Origin of the sequence: Pseudonocardia sp. EC080619-01, assembly GCF_001420995.1 — a bacterium.
Taxonomy (GTDB): Bacteria; Actinomycetota; Actinomycetes; order Mycobacteriales; family Pseudonocardiaceae; genus Pseudonocardia.
In genome coordinates, this window is record NZ_CP012184.1 from 2,739,011 (window position 1) to 2,759,945 (window position 20,935).

Annotated in this window: 22 protein-coding genes and 1 pseudogene; 10 read left to right on the plus strand and 13 right to left on the minus strand. The window is 74.1% G+C overall.

Annotated features, from left to right (window positions below):
- On the plus strand, positions 1-1,113 hold the full coding sequence (locus tag AD017_RS12830) for a glycosyltransferase (protein ID WP_082399218.1): 1,113 nt from the start codon (positions 1-3) through the stop codon (positions 1,111-1,113).
- A gap of 21 nt (positions 1,114-1,134) precedes the next feature.
- Here AD017_RS12830 and AD017_RS12835 read toward each other — a convergent pair whose 3' ends face one another.
- Genes AD017_RS12835 through AD017_RS12845 form a run of 3 tightly spaced genes read right to left on the minus strand, consistent with a single transcriptional unit; the run spans position 1,135 to position 3,457 of the window.
- Positions 1,135-1,587, minus strand: a complete 453-nt coding sequence (locus tag AD017_RS12835) for a DUF350 domain-containing protein (protein ID WP_010227507.1) — start codon at positions 1,585-1,587, stop codon at positions 1,135-1,137.
- A gap of 31 nt (positions 1,588-1,618) precedes the next feature.
- The gene (locus AD017_RS12840) at positions 1,619-2,782 is read right to left on the minus strand and encodes a glutathionylspermidine synthase family protein (protein ID WP_010227509.1); all 1,164 of its coding nucleotides are present in this window, start codon (positions 2,780-2,782) and stop codon (positions 1,619-1,621) included.
- A gap of 3 nt (positions 2,783-2,785) precedes the next feature.
- Positions 2,786-3,457, minus strand: coding sequence for a hypothetical protein (locus AD017_RS12845; RefSeq protein ID WP_050802298.1), 672 nt, complete (start codon positions 3,455-3,457; stop codon positions 2,786-2,788).
- 254 nt (positions 3,458-3,711) lie between these two features.
- Here AD017_RS12845 and AD017_RS12850 point away from each other — a divergent pair, with 254 nt between their 5' ends.
- Together AD017_RS12850 and AD017_RS12855 are read left to right on the plus strand one after the other, a co-directional pair.
- Entirely contained in the window at positions 3,712-5,067 is a 1,356-nt protein-coding gene (locus tag AD017_RS12850) for a septum formation family protein (protein WP_060574372.1), read from the plus strand.
- 11 nt (positions 5,068-5,078) lie between these two features.
- Positions 5,079-5,429, plus strand: a complete 351-nt coding sequence (locus tag AD017_RS12855) for a metallopeptidase family protein (RefSeq protein ID WP_010227514.1) — start codon at positions 5,079-5,081, stop codon at positions 5,427-5,429.
- A gap of 19 nt (positions 5,430-5,448) precedes the next feature.
- Here the strand turns inward: AD017_RS12855 and AD017_RS12860 are convergent, their stop codons facing one another.
- Genes AD017_RS12860 through AD017_RS12870 form a run of 3 tightly spaced genes read right to left on the minus strand, consistent with a single transcriptional unit; the run spans position 5,449 to position 8,035 of the window.
- Complete coding sequence (locus tag AD017_RS12860) at positions 5,449-6,180, minus strand: histidine phosphatase family protein (protein ID WP_060574373.1); 732 nt, start codon at positions 6,178-6,180, stop codon at positions 5,449-5,451.
- Positions 6,177-7,124, minus strand: a complete 948-nt coding sequence (gene pheA, locus AD017_RS12865) for a prephenate dehydratase (RefSeq protein WP_060574374.1) — start codon at positions 7,122-7,124, stop codon at positions 6,177-6,179. The genes AD017_RS12860 and pheA overlap by 4 nt, the downstream gene beginning before the upstream one ends.
- 2 nt (positions 7,125-7,126) lie before the next feature.
- The gene (locus tag AD017_RS12870; protein ID WP_010227520.1) at positions 7,127-8,035 is read right to left on the minus strand and encodes a hypothetical protein; all 909 of its coding nucleotides are present in this window, start codon (positions 8,033-8,035) and stop codon (positions 7,127-7,129) included.
- 140 nt (positions 8,036-8,175) lie between these two features.
- Here AD017_RS12870 and AD017_RS12875 point away from each other — a divergent pair, with 140 nt between their 5' ends.
- Positions 8,176-8,955: a DUF2470 domain-containing protein gene (locus tag AD017_RS12875; protein WP_060574375.1), complete on the plus strand. Its 780-nt coding sequence runs from the start codon at positions 8,176-8,178 to the stop codon at positions 8,953-8,955.
- 3 nt (positions 8,956-8,958) lie between these two features.
- Here the strand turns inward: AD017_RS12875 and AD017_RS12880 are convergent, their stop codons facing one another.
- Together AD017_RS12880 and AD017_RS12885 are read right to left on the minus strand one after the other, a co-directional pair.
- The gene (locus AD017_RS12880) at positions 8,959-9,282 is read right to left on the minus strand and encodes a DUF3817 domain-containing protein (RefSeq protein WP_010227524.1); all 324 of its coding nucleotides are present in this window, start codon (positions 9,280-9,282) and stop codon (positions 8,959-8,961) included.
- A complete protein-coding gene (locus AD017_RS12885) occupies positions 9,279-9,836 on the minus strand; it encodes a hypothetical protein (protein ID WP_082399219.1) in 558 nt (185 codons plus the stop codon). Before AD017_RS12885 ends, AD017_RS12880 begins: the two co-directional genes overlap by 4 nt.
- An 81-nt stretch (positions 9,837-9,917) precedes the next feature.
- Here AD017_RS12885 and AD017_RS12890 point away from each other — a divergent pair, with 81 nt between their 5' ends.
- From AD017_RS12890 to AD017_RS12900, 3 genes are all read left to right on the plus strand, one after another.
- Positions 9,918-10,742: a CPBP family intramembrane glutamic endopeptidase gene (locus AD017_RS12890; RefSeq protein ID WP_010227528.1), complete on the plus strand. Its 825-nt coding sequence runs from the start codon at positions 9,918-9,920 to the stop codon at positions 10,740-10,742.
- A gap of 289 nt (positions 10,743-11,031) precedes the next feature.
- Positions 11,032-12,045, plus strand: coding sequence for a helix-turn-helix domain-containing protein (locus AD017_RS12895; RefSeq protein WP_145984049.1), 1,014 nt, complete (start codon positions 11,032-11,034; stop codon positions 12,043-12,045).
- A 73-nt stretch (positions 12,046-12,118) separates the two neighbouring features.
- Entirely contained in the window at positions 12,119-12,652 is a 534-nt protein-coding gene (locus AD017_RS12900; protein ID WP_060574377.1) for a ferritin, read from the plus strand.
- 72 nt (positions 12,653-12,724) lie between these two features.
- Here the strand turns inward: AD017_RS12900 and AD017_RS12905 are convergent, their stop codons facing one another.
- A complete protein-coding gene (locus AD017_RS12905; RefSeq protein WP_010227538.1) occupies positions 12,725-13,660 on the minus strand; it encodes a DUF5926 family protein in 936 nt (311 codons plus the stop codon).
- Positions 13,661-13,680: 20 nt separating this feature from the next.
- Between AD017_RS12905 and AD017_RS12910 the strand changes: the two genes are divergently transcribed.
- From AD017_RS12910 to AD017_RS12920, 3 genes are all read left to right on the plus strand, one after another.
- Positions 13,681-14,904, plus strand: coding sequence for a cytochrome P450 (locus tag AD017_RS12910; RefSeq protein WP_010227540.1), 1,224 nt, complete (start codon positions 13,681-13,683; stop codon positions 14,902-14,904).
- A gap of 202 nt (positions 14,905-15,106) precedes the next feature.
- Positions 15,107-15,304, plus strand: coding sequence for a hypothetical protein (locus AD017_RS12915; RefSeq protein WP_060633620.1), 198 nt, complete (start codon positions 15,107-15,109; stop codon positions 15,302-15,304).
- Positions 15,305-15,978: 674 nt separating this feature from the next.
- Positions 15,979-16,407 carry a hypothetical protein gene (locus tag AD017_RS12920; RefSeq protein ID WP_010232647.1) on the plus strand — a complete coding sequence of 143 codons (429 nt, stop codon included), beginning with the start codon at positions 15,979-15,981 and terminating at the stop codon, positions 16,405-16,407.
- A gap of 606 nt (positions 16,408-17,013) precedes the next feature.
- On the opposite strand, the gene AD017_RS12925 is transcribed toward AD017_RS12920, so the two are convergent.
- The 4 genes and pseudogenes from AD017_RS12925 to AD017_RS12940 all read right to left on the minus strand — a co-directional run bounded on the left by AD017_RS12925 (position 17,014) and on the right by AD017_RS12940 (position 20,807).
- Positions 17,014-18,060 carry a DUF4328 domain-containing protein gene (locus AD017_RS12925; protein ID WP_145982748.1) on the minus strand — a complete coding sequence of 349 codons (1,047 nt, stop codon included), beginning with the start codon at positions 18,058-18,060 and terminating at the stop codon, positions 17,014-17,016.
- Positions 18,061-18,063: 3 nt separating this feature from the next.
- A complete protein-coding gene (locus tag AD017_RS12930) occupies positions 18,064-18,393 on the minus strand; it encodes a rhodanese-like domain-containing protein (RefSeq protein ID WP_010232649.1) in 330 nt (109 codons plus the stop codon).
- A 474-nt stretch (positions 18,394-18,867) separates the two neighbouring features.
- A pseudogene (locus tag AD017_RS12935) lies at positions 18,868-20,466 on the minus strand (cation acetate symporter); the annotation flags it as partial.
- Positions 20,463-20,807: a DUF485 domain-containing protein gene (locus AD017_RS12940; protein ID WP_060576379.1), complete on the minus strand. Its 345-nt coding sequence runs from the start codon at positions 20,805-20,807 to the stop codon at positions 20,463-20,465. The pseudogene AD017_RS12935 and the gene AD017_RS12940, both read right to left, overlap by 4 nt.
- Between the last annotated feature and the right edge of the window lie 128 nt (positions 20,808-20,935).

Genomic DNA, 20,935 nt, shown 5'->3' on the forward strand with positions numbered 1-20,935 from the left:
GTGCGTGTTCTGGTGGTCGCGGCCCCGCTGGCGGGGCACCTGACACCGCTGCTCCCGTTCGCGCACGCGCTCTGGGACTCCGGTCACGAGGTCCTGCTGGCCAGCGGCGGTGAGGCACTCCCGTCGGGCGGTCCCGGGCCGCTGCCCTTCATCGACGTCGCCCGGAACCTGCGCATCGGACGGCTGGCGGCGCGATCGCTCGTCGCGCACCCGGCGACCGCACGCGCGGAGCTGGCCGGAAAGGGAGGGGACGCCGGTGTCCGGTCGTTGTTCGCGCCGGTCAACGAGGAGCTGACCGACGCGCTGGTGACCGTCACCGAGCAGTGGCGGCCGGACGTCGTCCTGCACGAGCCGCTGGCGGTGGCGGGGGCGCTCGCCGCCGCGCGGCACGACGTCCCCGCCGTGCTGCACGAGAACGGCCTGCTCGACGGCCTCGCGACCGCCCGCACCCTGCTCGACGCCCGCCCGCTGGAGCGCGCCCGGATCCGGCACGGCCTGCGCAGGGTCCCGGCACCGGCGATGGTCCTGACCATCGCCCCGGCGAGCCTGGTCGGGGCGCGGGACGCGCTGGCCGTCCGTCCGGTGTGGCGGTCCTCCGGCGGCGCACCGCCGGCGTGGTTGCAGGAGCCGTCGGTCCGGCCCCGGATCCTGGTCCTGCGCGGCGGCGGTCCGGTCCGCGGTGACCTGCAGGCCTCCGCCGTGCGCATCGCCCGGAGCGGCGACGGCCCCGACTGCGAGCTGGTGCTGGTCCGCCCGCCCGCCCGGCTGGGCCGCAGGCTCGGCCCCGGGATCCGCTCGGTCGGCCGGGTCCCACCGGCGCAGCTGCTGCCCGCCTGCGCGGCGGTGCTGCACGGCGGGAACTCCGGGCACGTGCTGTCCGCGCTGGCCGTGGGCGTCCCCCAGCTGGCACTGCCGGGACCGGGCGACCGCAGGCACAACGCCGCGCTCGTCGAGGCCCGCGGCGCCGGGATCGGCGGCCCTCTCACCCCGGACGCGCTCCACCGGCTCGTGCACGACGGCGAGCTCGCCGCCGCGGCGCGGGAGGTGCGCGCCGAGATCGCCGCGATGCCGCCGCCGCAGGCCCGGGTCGACGTCGTCGCCGCGCTGGCCTGACCCGGCCGCACCCGACCGGGGTCAGAAGACGGCGACCGCCACGATCAGGCCCAGCGCCAGGTGGGCCGCCGCGACGACCTTCGCCGCCGCGCGGGGCTCGTCGTCCTGGATGACGTCGCCGATGTCGATGCCGGTCACCCACTCCAGCAGCCGCACCGCCCCGACCTGGGCGATGATCCCGACCAGGCCGAACACCAGCGACGAGATCATGCCCTGCAGCAGCGACCCGGCCGAGGCGTAGATCGCGAGCACGATGATGAACGCCATCGAGATCATCCCGGCGGCGGTGATGGTGATGGCGTTGGGCAGGCCGGCCCGGACCATCTGCGGCAGCTTGCCCGGCGTCGTCAGGTCGATCGCCCAGAAGCCGACCAGCATCAGCAGCGTGCCGATGACGGCGTAGAGCAGGATCGCGCCGATGCCACGGCCGAGGAAGCCCCAGTAGGTGGCGTCGAGCGCCTGGGCGAGGATCACGGAATGCCTCCGGAGGAGATGCGGGGAGCGGTCAGGACGTGATGCGGTGCGGCACGAACGCCGCGCCGTCGTCGGTGATCAGGCCGGCGGTCTCGCGGATGCCCAGGCCCGCGGCGGTGTCACCGACCAGCCAGGCGCCGAGCACCGGGCGGTAGCCGTCGAACTCGGGCAGCGGGTCGAACATCTGGTAGACGAAGCCCTCGTCGCCGTAGACGCCGCCGGTCGCCGTCTCGTACCCGGGCGCGACGACCTGGATGTTCGAGCCCTCCCGGCCGAGGAGCGGCTTGCGGACGTACTCGGTGAGGATCCCGGGGTCGTTCAGCGAGGCGGGCAGCAGGTTGGGGTGCCCGGGGTAGAGCTCCCACAGCACGGCGAGCAGCGCCTTGTTCGACAGGAGCGTCTTCCACAGCGGCTCCAGCCAGAGCGTCTCCGGCAGGCTGCGGGTGACGTGCTTGCCGAAGTCGTCGGAGAGCATCCACTCCCACGGGTAGAGCTTGAAGACGCCCGACATCGGCGCCTCCTCCAGGTCCACGAACCGGTCCAGCGCCGAGTCCCAGCCGATGTCCTCGATGGACAGACCGACGGTGTCGATCCCGGCCTCGGCCGCGGTCTCCTGCAGGTACCCGACGGTGATGTGGTCCTCGCCGGTGGACTCCGCGCCGGACCAGGTGAAGTGCACCTCGGACGACGGCAGTCCCTGCCGGATCTCGCCCCAGCGCTCGACGAGCTTCTCGTGCAGGGAGTTCCACTGGTCGTCGCCGGGGTGGACGTCCTGCAGCCAGTACCACTGCAGGATCGACGCCTCGAGCAGCGACGTGGGCGTGTCCGCGTTGTACTCCAGGAGCTTGCCCGGACCGGAGCCGTCGTAGCGCAGGTCGAACCGGCCGTAGACGTACGGGTCGGCCCGCCGCCACGACTCGGCGACGGCCTGCCAGCTCCACTCGGGCAGCGCGAAGTCCTTGAAGCGCTCCGTCGTCACCACGTGGTCGACGGCGGTCAGGCACATCGAGTGCAGGACCTCGACGTCGGCCTCGAGGGAGAGGATCTCGTCCATCTCGAAGACGTAGTGCGCCGACTCGTCCCAGTAGGGCCGCTCACCGCCGGAGCCGTCCCGGCCGGGCGTGCCGAACACCAGGCCCTGCTCGGCGACCGTGCGCTGCCAGTCCGGACGCGGGGTGCCGCGCTCGCGTCGCACCGATCAGCTCCCGGACGACGAGGACGAGCCGCCCGAGGACGACGAGCTGGACCCGCCCACCCCGAGGCCACCGCGCGAGATGGTGCTGCCGGAGGTGCCGCTGCGCACGGTCGTCCCGCTCTTCGACGCCGCCGGCGGCGGGTTGACCGAGCCACCGGTCGCGACCTGGCCGACACCGCCGGTGCTGCCGTAGTTGTAGTGGTACTGGCGCCCACCACCACCGAGGAAGATCGGGACGAACGCGAACCCGCCACCGCCGTTGCTGACCTGGCCCTGCTGCGAGGCGCCGGCGCAGTTCTCGTCCGGGACGACGACCTGGTTCTCGTCGACGCACTGGGCGACGACCTCCTCGTCCGGCGAGGACGCGGCGTAGACACCGGCGATCAGCGCGACGACGCCGATGGTGGCGCCGGCCCCGATCAGCACCCGCTTCGTCGTCCGGGAGCGGGCCTCCTTCTGCCGCACGGCCTCGCGGTCGGCGCGCAGCTTCTGCTCGCGGGCCCGCTTCTCGGCCAGCGTGGGCTCGCGGGGTGCGGTGCTGCCGTCCTGCTGACGGATCCGGCCGCGCGGTGCCGCACCGGTGCGGTCCGGCTGCGCCGCAGGCGTACCGGCCGGCGGCGTGCGGTCGTCGGCGCCCTCGGCCGGGTCGTGACCCGGCTGCCGTCCATCGCTCATCGAAGATCACCCATCGCGCTGCATCCCCCCGGGCCGCAGGCTACCCGGCCCGTGCCCGGCCCCGGCGCGCGATCCTGATCTCGATTCGGCTGCGTTTCGTCGTCCGCCGGCCCGACGAGTGGTCGCCCCGGTTCCGCGTCGATCCCGCACCGGCGCCGTCACCTGCACGTTCACAGCACGCCGCCGACCGATGACCGCGCCGGCGACCCGGCCGGGTGAGGGTGCGGCGCGCCGGACTGCATCATGGACGGGCCATGGATCCCAGCTCCCCTGCCGGCTCCGCGCCCCGCCGGCCCGCCGAGACCGGTCCCGAGACGACCGGCGAGCAGGCCTACGACGGGTACGACGGCCGCTACTCCCGTGCCACCGGTGGGGCGACGTCGGTCCTGGCCCCGCCGGAGCGTGCGACGTCCGCGACCCCGGTGGCCCCCGGCCGCCGCCGTCGCCGGGACGAGCCCGACGCCGCCGCCTCCGCCTCCGACGACGGCTCCGTCGTGACGCAGGGCGGCAGCCCCGCCGGTGGCCCGTTCGGTGCCCGCCGGATCGGGATCGGGGTCCTCGTCGGCGCGATCCTCATGTTCACGGTGGCGTCGCTGGACTCGCTGCTCGGCGCCGAGGTGCCCGTCCTGGGGTCGTTCGCCTCGTCCGGGGTACCGCGCGTCGAGGAGCCGCCGCCGCTGCCACCCCCGCCGGACGTGCCCGGCACCTGCCTGAGCTGGGACCGTGCCGACGCGACCGACACCGCGGCCGTGAACTGCGCCCAGCCGCACCTGTTCGAGCAGGCCGGCCGGGTCGCGCTCGCCGACCAGCCGGTCTTCCCGACCGACGCGGCCTGGCAGAAGCTCGTCGCGGACCGGTGCACCCCGGTCGCGACCAAGTACCTGAACGGGAAGTTCGACCCGGACGGCAAGTTCCGGGTCGGCGCGCTCAAGCCCTCCGAGGCGCGCTGGAACGAGGGCGACAAGGGCATGCGGTGCGGGCTCCAGATGGCGTCCCGCAGCGGGAAGATGTTCCCGATCACCGGCAAGGTCGCCGAGCAGGACCAGTCCGCGGTCCAGCCGGCCGGCACCTGCCTCGGGATCGACGGCCGCACCGTCGGCGACCCGACGGACTGCGCGGGCCCGCACGCCGTCGAGACGGTGGGCGTGGTCGACCTCGGTACGGAGTTCAAGGAGGGCTGGCCCGCGGTCGAGGACCAGGACAAGTTCCTCCAGCCTGCCTGTACCGACGCGGCCAACAAGTTCGCCGGCAACGACAAGGTGATCGGCGAGAAGAAGCTGACCGTCTACTGGGGCAACCTCGGTGAGGAGTCCTGGAAGGCCGGCAGCCGCAAGGTCAACTGCAACATCGGCACGTTGCTGCCCGACGGCAGCGGGTTCGCGTCGGTGACCGGGTCGGTCAAGGGCAACATCGTGGTCGGTGACCAGGCGGCGCCGCCCGCGCCGGCCTCGCCGGGCGCCCCCGCCTCCCCCGAGGAGTCGTCCCCGCCCGCGGAGGGCTCGCAGGCCCCGGTCGAGCAGCCGGAGTCCGAGCAGCCGGCCGCCCCCGACACCGGGGTGGCGCCACCGTCGCTGGACGTTCCGCCCGGGCTCCCCGGGCTCGGCGACTGAGGCCGGCTCGGGTGCCGGTCCCGATGCCACCGGACCGGTTCGACGAACTGGTCGGCGAGGCGCTCGATCTCGTCCCGGAGGAGCTGACCCGGGAGATGGACAACGTCGTCGTGCTGGTCGAGCCGCGTAACCCGGAGGAGCCCGAGCTGCTGGGCCTGTACGAGGGTGTCGCCCTGACCGAGCGCACGGCCGACTACGCGGGCGAGCTACCGGACCGGATCACGATCTACCGGGACGCGGTGCTGGAGTTCTGCGAGGACGACGACCACGTCGTCGACGAGGTCGCGATCACCGTGGTGCACGAGATCGCGCACCACTTCGGCATCTCCGAGGACCGCCTGCACGAGCTCGGCTGGGGCTGACCCCGGCCGCCACCCGGGGTCAGTGCGACGAGGGGGTCCGGTCCGGCATCGGGTCCCACAGCTCCCGGGTCCAGCCGCCGGGGTCCCGGCGGAGGACGACCCGTCCGGTGTTCGGGATCGGGTTGTCCCGGCCGAACTGCGCGTCCGGGCCCTCCAGCAGCGCGAGCGTGAGGAGCCGGATCGCGGCGCCGTGGCTCACCACGACGACGGCCCCGGAGGTGACCGGCTCCAGCGCCGTGGAGACGTCCGGCAGGAACCGGTCCCACACGTCCTGCACGGACTCGCCGCCGGGCATCGGCCGGGTGACGTCGCCGTCCCACCAGGCCTCGAAGATCCCGTCGAAGATCTCGCGGGCGTCGTCGTCGGCGCGCCGGTCCAGCTCGCCGACGTAGACCTCGTGGGCGCCGGGCAGCGACCGCACGTCGAGCCCGAGCACCTCACCGATCGGGGCGGCGGTCTCCTGCGCGCGGACGGCGCGCGAGGCGTACAGGGCCCGGACCGGCCAGCCGCCGAGCAGGCCGGCGACGGCGCGGGCCTGCTCGTGCCCGAGCTCGTCGAGCCCCGGGCCGGGCAGCCCGGTGTCGAGGGCGTGCCGGACGTTCGACGGGGTCCGCCCGTGCCGGACCAGCACCAGCCGGACGGCGCCGTCGTCGGGCGGTACGGACGGCAGGCGGGTACCGACCCCGACGGCCGCGAAGGACGCGGCGCCGTCGTGCTCGTCGTCGGGTCGGCCGTCGTGCGGCGCGGTCATCTGCGGGCCCCCTCGCGGACGGCGGCGAGCCAGCGCTCGGACGCCGCGTAGTCGTCGGCGGTGGCGGTGTCCAGCGGCACCACCGGGCTGCCGGTCCCCTGCACGGGCTCCGGCGGCACGTCGGAACGCGGGAACGAGCCGAGGTAGATCAGCCGGTCGCAGCGGCGGTACAGGGCGGCGAGCGCCTCCCCCATCGCCGGCTCCGAGACGTGCCCGGAGCAGTCCAGGTGGAACCAGTACTCGGCGTGCCGGTCCTTGACCGGGCGGGACTCGATCCGGGTCAGGTCGATCCCGCGCACGGCGAGCTCGGTGAGCAGCCCGAGCAGGGTCCCGGGCCGGTTGGTGGTCGTCGCGGCGAGCGTGGTGCGGTCCCACCCGGTCGGCGACGCCGGCGGCGCGGGCCGGGTGAGCAGCACGAAGCGGGTGACGGCGCCGGCGTTGTCGGCGATGTCGTCCGCCAGCACGGCGAGCCCGTGCCGGTCCGCGGCGAGCGGGGCCGCGACGGCCGCGTCGACCTCGCCGCGGGCGGCCTGCGCGGCGGCCTCGGCGGTCGAGGAGCTGACCCGGACCTCGGCGCCGGGCAGGTTCGCCGCCAGCCAGCCGCGGGTCTGGGCGATTCCGTGCCCGTGCGAGGCGACCGTCCGGATCGCGGCGGGATCGGTGCCGGCCCGCCCCAGCAGGCAGAACCGGACCGCGATCCGGGCCTCCCGGGCGATCACCAGCGGCGGGTCCTCCACGAGACCGTCGAGGACCGGCGGGACGGCCCCCTCGACGGTGTTCTCGATCGGGACGCAGCCCGCGTCGACGGAGCCGTCGCGGACGGCCGCCAGCACGGCGGGCGCGCCCGGCAGCGGGACCAGCTCGGCGTCGTGCGACTCGGGCAGCGTCCGCAGGGCCTGCTCGGTGAAGGTGGCGTGCGGGCCCAGGAATCCGATCCGGGCCATGCTCAGTCCAGCAGACCGAGCGCGACGAGATCGGCGATCGGCACCGGGTCCGGGTCGACGCCGCAGCGCGGCAGCACCGTCCGGACCTGCTCCACGGCGGCCTCGGGCAGCTCGTCGAGCTCCCGGGCGAGCGCCTCGCCGTCGGTGGTGTCCAGGGCGTCCTCGACCGGTTCGGGCGAGGCGCTGACCCCGGTCATCCGGGCGACGGCGACGATCAGGTTCAGCAGGCCGTGGCGGCCGCGGGTGAAGGACCCGGACGGCTCCTCGCGCACGATCCGGTCGAGTCCCTGCGCGGAGATCCCGCCCGTTCCGCTCTCCAGACCGGCCTGGAGGAACCGGTGCACGTCGCCGGTCTCCGGGACGTCCGACGGCCGGGGGCCGCCCATCCGGATCTTCGGCGTGCAGCCGTGCCCGGCGACCTTCCGGACGGCGGCGAGCCAGGCCTCCGTGCCGTCGGCGTCGCCCTCGACCGGGCGGCGCGGCTCGACGACCGGCGTCACCTCGTCCGGGACGAACTCGGAGACCCGCTCGAGCCACACGCCGTCGACGTCCGGCGGGGCGGCGCACTCGACGGTGCTCGGCGTGAGCAGGCTGGAGCGGGAGAACACGGTCGACAGGGCCTTGGGCACCGCGCCGAGGCCGGTGTCCACGACCAGGGCGAGCTCGGCCGGCCTGTTCGGCGCGGACCGGGCGAGTTCGGTGACCACGGCGGGAAGCTGCGAGGCCGGGCACACCAACCGCCCGACGAGGCCTCCGTAGTGACCGTCGCGAGCGGCGAGGTAGCGGGACACCACCGCGTCCACTCCCGGTGCGACGGCCCGGGGCTGCAGGAGGCTGGTGTCGTCGACCAGCGCGGCCAGCAGCGGACGGATCGGCCACGGGTCGGCAGCTGAACCCGAGGGCACGGTCATCACGCCGACGACGCTAACGGTCGGGTCACGGCCGGTGGACAACGGGGGTTCTCCCCACGTGCCCAGCAGCACAGCCACCGCACTATGGACAGGCAACACTCACGACTGATTAGGTAAGGGTTGCCTAATCGGAGGTGAGAGTGGGAAGCACCCGCACGCGACGTCCGCCGACGCCCGCCGTCGCCGAGCGCGCACGCAGCCTGGTCATGCGCGGCGGCACCGCCGCACTCGTCGGGACCGGCGAGCCGGAGCCCTGTGCGCCGCTGATGCACCACACCTGGCCGGACGGCACGACCGACCTGCTGCTGCCCGACGACCACCGGGTGCGCGAGCAGGCACGGCTGTCGGCCGACGGGCTGCCGGTGATGCTGGAGCTCACCGGGCGGACACCGGTGCCGCTGCCCGAGCCGGTCCGCGAGCTGCTGTGGCTCCTGGGACGGCTGCACGAGCCGGACCCACGGACCGGACGGGAGCGGGCGCTGCGGCTGGCCGAGAAGGCCCCGCACCCCAACCTGCTCGACGCCGGCCGTGGCGCGACGCTGCTGCGGCTGCACCCGTCGTCGGGGGTCTACTCCGACGCCGAGGGCTGCGCGTCGGTCTCGCCCGCCGAGCTGGCGGCCGCCGACCCGGACCCGTTCTGCCAGGTCGAGCAGCCCTGGCTGGAACACCTCGACCAGGCGCACCCCGAGATGCTGTGCGCGCTGCGCCGGCACCTGCCGCACGGCCTGCGCGGGGTCGACGGCCGGATCCGGCCGATCGGCGTGGACCGGTGCGGGCTGCGGGTGCGGGTCCCGGCGCCGGGCGGCGGGACGCAGGACGTCCGGCTGTCGTTCTCCTCCGAGGCGACCACCCCGGCGGAGCTGCAGAAGCGCTTCGCGGAGCTGGTCGGCTGCCCCGCGGTGCCGCAGACGGAGGGCTGAGCGTCAGGACCCGGCGCCGGCGAGGTGCTCGGCCTGCACCTTCTGTGTCACCTTGCGCTCGGCCACGAACGACGCGACCGGGACGGTGCCCGCCGCCAGGATGACGACGGCGAACACCGGCTTCCAGCGGCACCGCTCGGCCAGGATCAGCGTGCACACGATGTAGATCATGTACAGGAAGCCGTGCACCATCCCGATCAGCGCGACCGGGCGCGGGTCGCCGAACAGGTACTTCGCCGGCATCGCGTAGAAGGTCAGGAGCAGCAGCCCCACACCGGTCACCCAGGCCGAGATGCGGTAGGCCCGCAGGGCGGTCGCGACGGTCACGGGGTGGACTCCTCCCGGTGCCGGACCGACAGGCGGGCCAGCTCCTCGTTGTAGGCCCGCAGCTGCGGGTCCGTGCTCCGGGGCGCGGTCACGCCGGCCGGACGGGCGGTGAAGGGCGACGGCCGGGCGGGCTCGTCAGCCGTGGCGTCGGCGGCGTCCGCGGTGGGCTCCGGGGCCACGTCGCGGGGAGCCGGCACGGCGCCGGCCGGCCGGTCGCCGTCGTCCGTGGACGGAGCGGCGGGATCACCGGGCTCGACGCCCACGCCGGCGGCACGCAGGTCGCGGATCTCCATCCGCAGGAAGCGGAACCACATCACGCCGAAGAACACGGCGAAGACGGGCCACTGCAGGCCGTACCCGATGTTCAGGGCGGAGCCCATCGCCGAGCCGGCCCGCTGCCACTGCCAGACGGCGAGCCAGCCACAGGCCACCATCGCGCCGAGCGTGAGCACGTGCCAGACCATCCACCTCGGGGACAGCAGCAGCCGCATCACGCCGACCAGGGTACGCAACCGCCGGACCGGTGAGCCGCGCCCGCCCGAGCGGTACGTCACGTACCTCCCGGGACCGGTCCGACGTGCACGGTGTGCCACTCGACGGGTGTCCGCCGCGGGGGCCGGTCCCGCCGCGATGCCATGATCGGCCGTGTGACGACGGCGAGCACGCTGCGGACCTGGCTGATCCCGCCCCGCCCCGCCGACCCGGCCCCGGTGACCGACCGCCGGGAACGACGGCTGATCGGACTGGAGATCGCCGTCGTCCTGACGGTCACTCTCGGGCTCTCCGGGCTGCGCAGCGCGCTGTCCCTGCTCGAGGCGCTCCTCGCCCCGGCCCCCCTGGCCGACCAGCAGGTCACCCTGAACGCACCGGCGTCCACCGACGCCTGGATCGACCTCGCGTTCCAGCTGGTCCGGGCGCTCCAGCTCGCCGGCTGGGGCGCCCTCGCCGCCTACCTCCTGCTGCGCGCCGGGTTCGCGCTGCGCCGGGTCGGGCTCGACGGACGACGTCCGTGGCGGGACGCGCTGCACTCCGCCGGGCTCGCCGCGCTGATCGGGATCCCCGGGCTGGGGCTGTACCTGATCGGGCGGCTCGCCGGGATCACCCCGGACGTCGCCCCGAGCACCCTCACCGACGTCTGGTGGCGGATCCCGATGCTCGTCCTGTCGGCGGCGGCGAACTCCTGGGCGGAGGAGGTCGTCATGATCGGCTACCTGCTCACCCGGTTCCGGCAGCTGGGCTGGTCGGAGAACCGCTCCGCGCTCACCGCCGCCGTGGTGCGCGGGTGCTACCACCTCTACCAGGGGATCGGGGCCTTCTTCGGGAACCTCGTGATGGGCCTCGTGTTCGCCCGGTACTGGCAGCGCACGAACCGGCTCTGGCCGCTGGTCGGGGCGCACCTGCTGATCGACATCGTCGCGTTCGTGGGCTACGCGCTGCTGGTGGACGTACTGCCGTTCTGACCGCGGAACGGCTGCAGCGCGCGTTCGGCGGCCTCCCGCAACCCGCATGGCCACCGGGCGGGTGGCGCGGCCTGCGAGCTGCACGCGCGGCACCGGCCGTCCGGTCGTGGGACGTGCGTGGCGAGCAGGGCATCACGCAGATCCGGGTGCTCGGCGAGCAGGGCCGCGAGGCCGGAGAGGTCTCTGTTCACCCACCCGAGCGTGCTGCCCCGGGCGCGGCGTGATCACCCCGTCCGAACAGGTCATGGGGCCGGAGCTCCCGGTCCGGCCGGGAGTAGGTTCGCCGCTCGTGACGGGACGCCGGGAGCATCTACGGTTCGCCAGGGGACTCCGGGAGACCGGCGCGACACCCGCGGCGACGGCCCGGCAGCTCCGCGAACGGTTCGGGGTCCGTGCCCTGACCGCGGCGCGGCTCGCCCACGGCTGGAGTCAGTCCGACGCCGCCGCCGAATGGAACCGCCGCTGGCCCGATGCGCCCCGGACCTTCAAGGCCTTCTCCTACTGGGAGAACTGGCCCGGCCCGACCGGCCACGCGCCGTCGCTCGACGTGCTCGAACGGCTGGCGCGGCTCTACGTCTGCGCGGTGCGGGACCTGCTCGCGGACCTGCCCGACCACGGCGATGCCGGCGGGCCGGACGTGGACCGGGCAGCACTCGTCTGGCAGGTCCAGCACCTGGACCTGCCGGAACTGACTCGAGCCGTCACCCGGTGGGGCGCAGCGCTGCCTCAACGAGACCGGCGGGCCTCGCTGTTGAGGTTGAGTGCTGCAGCGGCGGCCGCCGCCCCTGAAGCGGAGACCGGAGCCGGAGTACCGCCGCTCACTCCCGTCGGCAGCCCACTGGGACAACGCCTATGCGGCATCTGGCACAGCCGTTACTCCTACAAGAGCACATCCCGTGGACTGGTTGACCGCCATCATCACGTGATCTTCCGCGACGATGGCGCGGGTCGAGTCGAGATCGTCAGCATCGTCGACTCGAACGACTCACCGATCCAGCTCGACCTCGTCTACGAGCGACAATCCCTCACCGGCACCTGGACCGAGCACACCGCCACCGACGACCACTATCGTGGCGCCCGCTACCACGGCGCGATCCAGCTGGTGGTCGACCCGACGGGACGTTCCGCGCGGGGCCGCTGGGTGGGCTACGACCGGGCGGGAGAGGTCGACAGCGGGCCGTGGGAGTTCACGTTGCTGACCACCGACGCCGGCCCCGCCGCGGTCCGTGAACACGCCCGTCCGGCCGCCCCGACGGAGGTCACCCGTCCTGACGAGAAGGGCCCCTCACCAGGGGAAAGGTGACCCTGTCCAACTGAGACGGACCTCAACTCTTGAGCGGTTCAAGAAAGCTCGCGAGAGCGCTAACCTGGGAGCCATGACCGACGTGACCAAGTTCCACGCCCTGCTCCGCGACCAGATCCGGAGCGAGTTCACCGCGAGCCAGCAGTACCTGGCCGTCGCCGTCTGGCTGGACGACGAGGACCTCCCCCAGCTGGCCGCGCACTTCTACGCGCAGGCCCTCGAGGAGCGCAACCACGCCCTGAGCATGGTCCAGTACCAGCTGGACAACGACCTCAAGGCGACCATCCCGGGCGTCAACGACGTCCAGACCGAGTTCGCCTCCGTCGAGGAGGTCGTGCAGCTCGCACTGACCCAGGAGAAGCAGGTCACCGAGCAGATCACCACGCTCGCCCGGACCGCCCGCGACGAGGGCGACTACCTCGGCGAGCAGTTCCTGCAGTGGTTCCTGAAGGAGCAGGTCGAGGAGGTCGCCTCCATGCAGACCCTGCTCACCGTCGTCCGCCGCGCCGGCGACAACCTCTTCCACATCGAGGACTTCGTCGCCCGCGAGCTCAAGGCCGAGGCCGCGGACCCGACGGCGCCGGCCGTCGCCGGCGGCCCCGCCTGAGCCACCCGCGTCGGTCCGCCCGGGGCCCGGTGCCACGCGCACCGGGCCTCCGGGGCCGCGTATCAGCGCGTATCAGCGCAGCGTGATCTGCTTCCCCGCCAGCACCTCGCGGGCCCGGTGCTCGGCATCCGTCAGCGGCTTCTCGGCCAGCCCCGCCAGGGCCTCGTCCAGCCGCTTCGCGAACTCCGCGGCAGAGCCCGCCCACTCCGACGAGTGCATCTCCCGGTCGACGTCCCAGACCGGGACCAGGAGGCCGTGCGCCCGGAACGACCCGGCGTAACGGGACCCCTCACCGAGCTCCAGCCCGTCCTGGTCGGACAGCCGGGCCAGCGCGTTCATCAGGGCCGTCTCGTCCTCGGTCCGCACCCAGCGCACGTGCGCCTTCGAGCCCGTGTCCACCCAGTACGCGCCGCGCACACCCGGCGCCGCGACCGCTTCGGTCGGCATGATCACCGCGTTGGCGCGCTCCAGCATCGCCTGCGCCTCGGGGTCCGGCTCGTCCCCCGGGATCCACCAGGAGAAGTCGCCGTGCACGGTCGGCTCCAGCGGCGTGTCCGGGTCGAGCACGTCCTGCAGGCGCTCGCCGGTGCGGCGGTCCGGACCCACGACCGGCAGCGACGAGCCCGGCTCGGCCGAGCGGGCCCAGGCCAGCGCGCCCGCGAGGTCGGCGGACAGGTCACCGGAGCGGGTCTGCACCTGCATCCCGATCAGCACGTCGCCGTTGTCCCGGACGATCGCTGCGGACGCACCGGGCAGCACCGACGCCAGCGTGACCGGGCCGCCCGAGCGGACCGGCAGCGGCGCCGTCGCCGACGGCAGGAACTCCCGCATCGCGACGAGATCGGGTTCCACGGCCAGACCCTCGAACGGCCGGATGACGATCACGTCGTCCCCGGCGCCGTGGCAGGCCTTGTACCGCTTGCCCGACCCGCACGGGCACGGCCGGCGGGGGTTGTCGGCCGCGGAGCCCTCGGTACGGGTGGCACGGTTGCGCGTCTTCTTGCCCATCGGGGGCAAGGTAGCGGGTCATGCATGCGTTCGATCCGGCCGACCCCGGTTTCCTCGCCGATCCGTACCCCTCCTACGCCGAGCTGCGCGCCGCGGGCCCGGTGCACGACCACCCCGGGCTCGGCCTCCCGGTCGCGGTGAGTCATGCGGCGTGCTCGGCCGTCCTGCGCGACCGCGGGCTGGGCCGGATCTGGTCCGACGCGGAGCCGGCGGCGGAGCTGGCGTCGTTCAACCTGCTGCACCGCAACTCGCTGCTGGAGCGCGAGGGCGAACCGCACACCCGCCTCCGACGGCTGGTGGCGTCGGCGTTCGCCCGCGGGCACACCGAGCGGCTGGCCCCGCTGGTGCGCTCCCGTGCCGAGGCGCTCGTCGACGACCTCGTCCGGCGGGTGCGCGACGGCGAGCCGGCCGATCTCGTCGCGCTGGTCGCCGAGCCGCTCCCGGTCGCGGTGATCGCCGACCTGCTCGGGGTGCCGGAGGACCGGCGGGAGCCGCTGCGGGACTGGTCTGACGCGATCGTGCGGATGTACGAGCCCGACCCCGGCGACGACGGCCGGGCCGCCGCCGAGCGGGCCTCCACCGCGTTCGTCGCGCTGCTCCGCGAGCTCGTCGCCGAGCGCCGCGCGGGTGGCGGCGGACCCGGTGGCCCGGACGGGCGGGACCTCGTCGGGGACCTGCTCGCCGTCCGCGGATCGGCCGACGAGTCCTCCGACCGGATCTCCGACGACGAGCTCGTCGGGACCGCCGTGCTGCTCCTCATGGCGGGCCACGAGGCGACGGTGAACGTCGTCGGCAACGGGGTGTACGCACTGCTCCGGCACCCGGAGCAGTGGCAGCGGCTGCTCGCCGACCCGTCGCTGGTCGGTACGGCCGTCGAGGAGCTGATCCGCTTCGACGCCCCGTTGCAGCTGTTCGACCGCACCGCCGTGACGGACACGACCGTCGGCGGACACCCGGTGCCCGCCGGGACCCGGATCGGGGCCCTGCTCGGCGCCGCCGGACGCGATCCGGCCGTGTTCGGCGACGACGCCGACCGGCTCGACGTGGGCCGCTCCCCCAACCCCCACCTGGGCTTCGGCGCCGGCGCGCACTACTGCCTCGGCGCGCCACTGGCCCGGCTGGAGATCGCCGAGGTGCTCCGGGCACTGGTGCGCGAACTGCCCGGCGCCGCGGTGCACGGGACACCGGTCCGCCGCCCGCGGTTCGTGATGCGCGGCTGGGCGGAGCTGGCCCTGACCGGCTGAGCCGGACGGACGCTTTTCCACTGCGCCGTCCGACGTACTACGAGATCCGTTCGCTGAATTGCCGACGCCTGCGCGCAATCACAGTTCCAGGGATTGCGGGAACCGGTGGAGGGGATCGGAGAACGCTCGCAGGCCTCGTGGTGAAATCATGCGGGTGGAATCATGGTCGGAAGTGCTCCGCGGCGCATGGGACGCTCCCGGCGTGCGCTATGCGTGCCTGGCCGATCCGGTCGCCGGGACCGTCGTCGCGGCGCACGGAACGACCGGGCACGACCCGGAGCCGGACGGTGGGCACCCGCCGGCGGGGAGCGACGATCCGGCAGGCGCCGTGCCGGACGACGTCGCTGCGGTGCTCGGCTGGGGATCGGCCGAGGCCGGGCGCACCGGACCAGCCTTCTAGGACGCGGTGATCACCACCGGCGAGGCGTACCACCTCGTCCGTGTGCTGCCCCGGGACGGCACGGCGCTGCTCGCCTACCTCAGGGTCGACCGGGTGCGCGGCAACCTCGCGCTCGCCCGCCGGGCGCTGCTGGCCCTTCCGGCAGACCCGTCTCCACCTGCGAATACGTCGATCCTGGAGCCGGCCCCTCCCGCGACGGACCTCACGGACGCGACCGCGTCCACGATGCCTCGGCTCCCGGCCGTCGTCGTGCCGGAGCAGGCCGCGGCCCCCGCGGTGGAGCGGACCCCGCGACCGGTGATCCCGCTCCCGCGCCGGGAGCCCCGGTCCGGGCGGCGGCTCGGGGACCCCGCCCGCGGCACTCGCGCCGGCGCCCCGCCCCGCCGGGCGGGCGGCCGCCGACGAGCCCGCCGCCGTCCCGTCCGGACCGCCGGACGGACCGGGTGGCGGATGGGCCGACGATCTCCGCACGATGGCCCGGATCCTGGCCGGCCTGCGCCGGCTGGATCGATCGCCCACGACGGACGGTTGACGGTCGGGAATTCAGGGTTATCGTTGTCGTTCTCCACGGTGAAATCGACGAAGATCCGTTCCGGCCCCCCGCAGGAATGGCCGTAGGAGTCGGCTCCCTCGAACTCGAACGCGGCGCTCTGTGCCGTGCGGAGGCAACTGTAATGAACAACATCGATCGTTCGCTGGACATGGCCGCCAACATCAAGGGCGCCTTCGCGGTCGCGATCGTCGACTTCGACAGCGGCATGACGCTCGGCTCCCGCGGCGGCAGCCCCGAGTTCGACCTCGACGTCGCGGCCCCCGGCAACTCGGAGGTCGTCCGCACGAAGCTCGAGGTCATGCAGAAGCTCGGCCTGCGCGAGACCATCGAGGACATCCTGATCACGCTGGACACCCAGTACCACCTGATCCGGATCATCCGCGGCACCGACGAGCAGCTGTTCTTCTACCTCGTCCTCAACCGCGCCCAGGCGAACCTGGCGATGGCCCGGCGCGACCTGCGGGTCATCGAGCAGCAGTTCGCGATGGCGTCCCCGCAGTCCGCCCCGCAGGCGCAGGGCCAGACCTACTTCCCCGCGCAGCAGCGCTGACCGGCGCGGAGCCGCCTACCCGCATGGGACGTCACCGGCATGCCGTGGCGGTCCGGACCGACGGCCTCGCCGCCGTGCTCGGACCGCTCCTCGGCGACCCCAGGATCCGGTCCGCCGCGCTGATCGACGTCGACAGCGGCATGGTGCTCGACGTCTGCGGCCCGGACACCGCGGCCGGCCGGTTCGGCAACGGCCGGGCCGCCGAGCACGACCACCGGGACGAGGTGCGCGGCGCCGCACACGCCGAGCTGGTCCGGATCGGGCTCGCGCTGTCGCCCGGCTCGGGCGGCGTGCTCGGGCTCGTCCTCGAGGCGGGCCCGGACCGGCACGTGCTGCACACCGTCGCGGACCCGCACGGCGGGCTGCTCGCGCTGTCCGTGGTCGTGCGTGGCCCGGACCGGGTGGTGGCCAAGGTCCGCAGGCAGCTGCGGTCGGTGTCCGAGGCGGCGCTGACCGCGGGACCCTCGGTCGCGGTCCGGCCCGGTTCGACGGCGTGGTCGGTGGCCCGGCCGGACGGCGCTCCGGCCGATCCGGTGCACCCCGGCCCTGTGAGCTCGGGACCGGTCGACGAAGCGGCCGTGGAGACGACCGCGCCACACCGGCCCGTCACCGAGCTGCAGGCGCCTCCGCCGGCTCCGGTGGTGTCGGGTCCGGCCGCTCCGCTGCGGGTGGCGCCGCTGTCGGCGATGCTCCCGGCGCCGCGCCCGGAACCGCCCGTACCAGCAGCTCCCGCGGACCCTGTGGATCCGGCTCCAGCAGACCGGTGATCCACCGGACGACGCGGATCGTCCGGTACGCGGTGACCGCGGCGACCGCGTTCGCCCACACGTGCAGCACGACCCCGTCGGCCAGCGCCTGCGTGCCCGACCGGAAGCGCCAGACCAGCGCGACCGTCGCGAGCAGCAGCGACGCGATCCAGAGCCCCCACCACACGAGCAGCTCCCGCGACGGCGAGGGCCGGCGCTGCGGCTCCAGCCCGAGCGCCGCGTGCTCGGTCTCCGCCAGCAGGGATCCGGGGCCGGCGAGGTTCCAGCCCGGCACGACCCAGCCGGCCACGATCCACCGACGGCTGCGCCAGGCCCGCGTCCCCGACCGGTCTGCCGCCGCGCGATAGGCCCACAGGCTCCAGGACACGGTCAGCACACCGGCCGCGATCACCGCCGCCACCGAGGACCAGCCGCCGAACCAGACCATCGCGTCGGACCAGCCGACGGCGACCGGGGACAGCGCGTCGGACCGGCTGACCAGCAACAGGCCGTACCGCCACGCCTCCGCGACCGCGGCGATCGCGCTCACGACGACGAGCACCCACAGCACCGGGACCAGCTGGCCGGCCAGCCACCGGGCCCGGTCGATCGGCTGGGCCGGACCGTCGCCCGGCGACACGGGCCGCCGCCACGGCCCGACCGGCAGACCCCATCCCGGCACCGACCGGTAGCGGGGCGGACCGGCGTAGCGGTCGGTGCCGCCGGACGCCGGCGCCGGATCGGACACGGTGCCCGGCACGGTCGCCACCCAGTCCAGCGCCGCCAGGTACCGGCCGCACCACGGGCAGAAGGCACCACTGCCGGGCGGAGCCGTCCGGCCGCACCGCGGGCACGGCGGCGGTACGCGGCCACCGGTCTGCGGCGGGATCCGCCCGGGTACGGACACGGCTCAGGCGATCCGGGGGGCGCTGCCGTCGTCGGTGATCACGTCGCGACCCGAGGCCGCCCAGTCCTGCATCCCGCCGGCCACGTTCACCGCGGGGAAGCCCTGCTGGGCGAGGTAGGCGACGACCCGCCCGGAGCGGCCGCCGGAGCGGCACACGACGAAGAGCGGGTCGTCGGTGGGCACCTCGCCCATCCGGCCGGCCAGCTCCGACATCGGCAGGTGACGGGCGGCCGGGGCATGGCCTGCGGTCCACTCGTCGAGCTCGCGGACGTCCAGCAACGGGGCGTCGGCGGGCACGTCGGACACGCTCACGGTGGGCACCTGGTCGGACATGGCGCCATCCTGCCACGCACCACCGTCAACACCCGGTGAGAGACGGACGCGCCGGCCCGGGGGTCCCGGACCGGCGCGTCGGACGACGGGTCAGTTCCGCCGGTCGTCGCGGTAGAGCGATCCGTGCGGGATCGTCACCTCGTTCGGGTCCACCGGCGGCGCCTGGCGGTACCCGCCGGTGGCGTGCACCGCCCGGTGCCCACCGGTCCCCTGCCCGCCCTGCCACCCGGGCCGGCCGGACGGGCCGACCGCGGGCTGGGTCCCGGTCAGGCCGGTGTTGCCGAACAGGTCGCCCGCCTGGCTGCTGGTCCGCGACCGCATGCCCGGCTCGCCGCCGTTGCGGCCGTCACGGCCGTCGCGCGGAGGCCGCGGTGCCTGTGCCGACCGGTCCTGCACCGGCCGGTGGCCGGCCCGGTCGGCCAGCTCGGAGGCCGGCACGGCGGTGGGCCGCGGCTCCTCCTTGGGCGGTGCGGTGGACCGGACCGCACCGGCACCGGTCAGCGAGCGGACCTCCATCTCGGCGTAGCGGGCGGCGTTGAACCGCTCGCGGCCACCGAGCACGGTCCCGATGACGCCCAGCAGGAACGACGCGGGGATCGACACCAGGCCCGGGTTCGACAGCGGGAAGATCGCGAAGTCGGCGCCCGGGATCATCGAGGTCGGCGACCCGGAGACCGCGGGCGAGACCAGGATCAGCCCGACGCAGATCACGACACCGCCGTAGATGCTGCACAGCGCGCCGGTCGTGTTGAACCGCTTCCAGAACAGCGAGAACAGGATCGTCGGCAGGTTCGCCGACGCGGCCACCGCGAACGCCAGTGCCACCAGGAAGGCGACGTTCTGGCCGTTCGCGACGATCCCGCCCGCGATCGCGACGAGCCCGATGACCAGCGCCGTCGTGCGGGCGACCTTCACCTCGGAGTCCGGCGAGGCCTGCCCGCGGCGCAGGACGTTGGCGTACACGTCGTGCGCGAACGACGCCGACGCGGTGATCGTCAGGCCGGCGACGACCGCGAGGATCGTCGCGAACGCGACCGCCGAGATCAGGCCGAGCATGATCTCGCCGCCCAGCGCGTACGCGAGCAGCGGCGCGGCGTCGTTCTGGTTCGCGCGGGTGATCGTCCCCGGCGGCAGCAGGGCCGTCGCGCCGTACCCGAGCACCAGCGTGAACAGGTAGAAGATGCCGATCAGCCAGATCGCCCAGACCACCGAGCGGCGGGCCTCCTTGGCCGACGGGACCGTGTAGAAGCGCATCAGGATGTGCGGCAGGCCCGCGGTGCCCAGCACCAGGGCGAGGCCCAGCGAGATGAAGTCGACCTTGTTCGTGTACTGCAGGCCCGGGTTGAGCAGGGCCTCACCGCGGTCGGAGTTCTCGGTCGCCCGCTCCATCACGGTGGACAGGTCGAACCCGTACCGGCCCAGCACCCAGGTGGTCATCACGGCCGCGCCGGTGAGCAGCAGGCCCGCCTTGATGATCTGCACCCAGGTGGTGCCCTTCATGCCGCCGAACAGCACGTAGACGACCATCAGCCCGCCGACGACGATGATCACCAGCGCCTGCGAGAACGAGTCGTCCTTCGGGATCTGCAGCAGCAGCGAGATCAGGCCGCCGGCACCCGCCATCTGGGCGATCAGGTAGAAGAGCGAGACGACCAGCGTCGAGGTCGCGGCGGCCGCGCGGACCGGGCGCTGACGCATCCGGAACGCCAGGACGTCGCCCATCGTGAACCGGCCGGTGTTCCGCAGCAGCTCGGCGACCAGCAGCAGGGCCATCAGCCAGCCGACCAGGAAGCCGATCGAGTAGAGGAACCCGTCGTAGCCGTAGAGGGCGATCGCGCCCGCGATGCCCAGGAACGACGCGGCGGACAGGAAGTCGCCCGCGATCGCGGTGCCGTTCTGCGGGCCGGTGAACGCGTGCCCGCCGGTGTAGTAGTCGGCCCGGGTCGCGTTGGTGCGGCTGACCCGCAGCACGATCATCAGCGTCACGATCACGAACAGCAGGAAGAACCCGAGGTTCGCGGTGACCGACCCGACCGACTCGGCCTGCGCGAGGACCTGCGTCGTCGCCGTCATGCCCGCACCTCCCCGCCCTGCTCGACGCGGGCCCGCAGCTCGGCGGCCGGGCCGTCGATCTCGCGCTCCGCGAACCGCACGTACAGCGTCGTGATCAGGAACGTGCTGACGAACTGCCCGAGCCCGATCAGCAGGCCGACGGTGATCGTCCCGGTGACGCGGATGGACATGAACTCGGGGGCATAGCCGGCGAGGCCGATGTAGACGAGGTACCAGGCGAGGAAGATCGCCGTCATCGGGAACACGTAGCGGCGGAGCCGACCGCGGAACGCACGGAACTCCGGGCTGGCCTGGACCTGCTGGTAGATCGTGCCGGTCGAGCGCTCAGCGGGGCTGCTCATGGCGCCGTTCACCGGTCCTTTCACATCACGGGGAGGCGGGGAGCCGGGGCCGGCGCGGTGGGGACCACGCCGTCCCCTCGGGGACACACTTCACCTGCCCAACGACGAGCTCACGGCGCGGGGAACGT

Bases quoted from the DNA above. Each gene is read 5' to 3' on its own strand.
- AD017_RS12845 (WP_050802298.1), bottom strand. From the start codon at position 3,457: ATGAGCGATGGACGGCAGCCGGGTCACGACCCGGCCGAGGGCGCCGAC.
- AD017_RS12850 (WP_060574372.1), top strand. From the start codon at position 3,712: ATGGATCCCAGCTCCCCTGCCGGCTCCGCGCCCCGCCGGCCCGCCGAG.
- AD017_RS12860 (WP_060574373.1), bottom strand. From the start codon at position 6,180: ATGACCGCGCCGCACGACGGCCGACCCGACGACGAGCACGACGGCGCC.
- pheA (WP_060574374.1), bottom strand. From the start codon at position 7,124: ATGGCCCGGATCGGATTCCTGGGCCCGCACGCCACCTTCACCGAGCAG.
- AD017_RS12870 (WP_010227520.1), bottom strand. From the start codon at position 8,035: ATGACCGTGCCCTCGGGTTCAGCTGCCGACCCGTGGCCGATCCGTCCG.
- AD017_RS12890 (WP_010227528.1), top strand. From the start codon at position 9,918: ATGATCGGCCGTGTGACGACGGCGAGCACGCTGCGGACCTGGCTGATC.
- AD017_RS12900 (WP_060574377.1), top strand. From the start codon at position 12,119: ATGACCGACGTGACCAAGTTCCACGCCCTGCTCCGCGACCAGATCCGG.
- AD017_RS12905 (WP_010227538.1), bottom strand. From the start codon at position 13,660: ATGGGCAAGAAGACGCGCAACCGTGCCACCCGTACCGAGGGCTCCGCG.
- AD017_RS12910 (WP_010227540.1), top strand. From the start codon at position 13,681: ATGCATGCGTTCGATCCGGCCGACCCCGGTTTCCTCGCCGATCCGTAC.
- AD017_RS12920 (WP_010232647.1), top strand. From the start codon at position 15,979: ATGAACAACATCGATCGTTCGCTGGACATGGCCGCCAACATCAAGGGC.
- AD017_RS12930 (WP_010232649.1), bottom strand. From the start codon at position 18,393: ATGTCCGACCAGGTGCCCACCGTGAGCGTGTCCGACGTGCCCGCCGAC.
- AD017_RS12940 (WP_060576379.1), bottom strand. From the start codon at position 20,807: ATGAGCAGCCCCGCTGAGCGCTCGACCGGCACGATCTACCAGCAGGTC.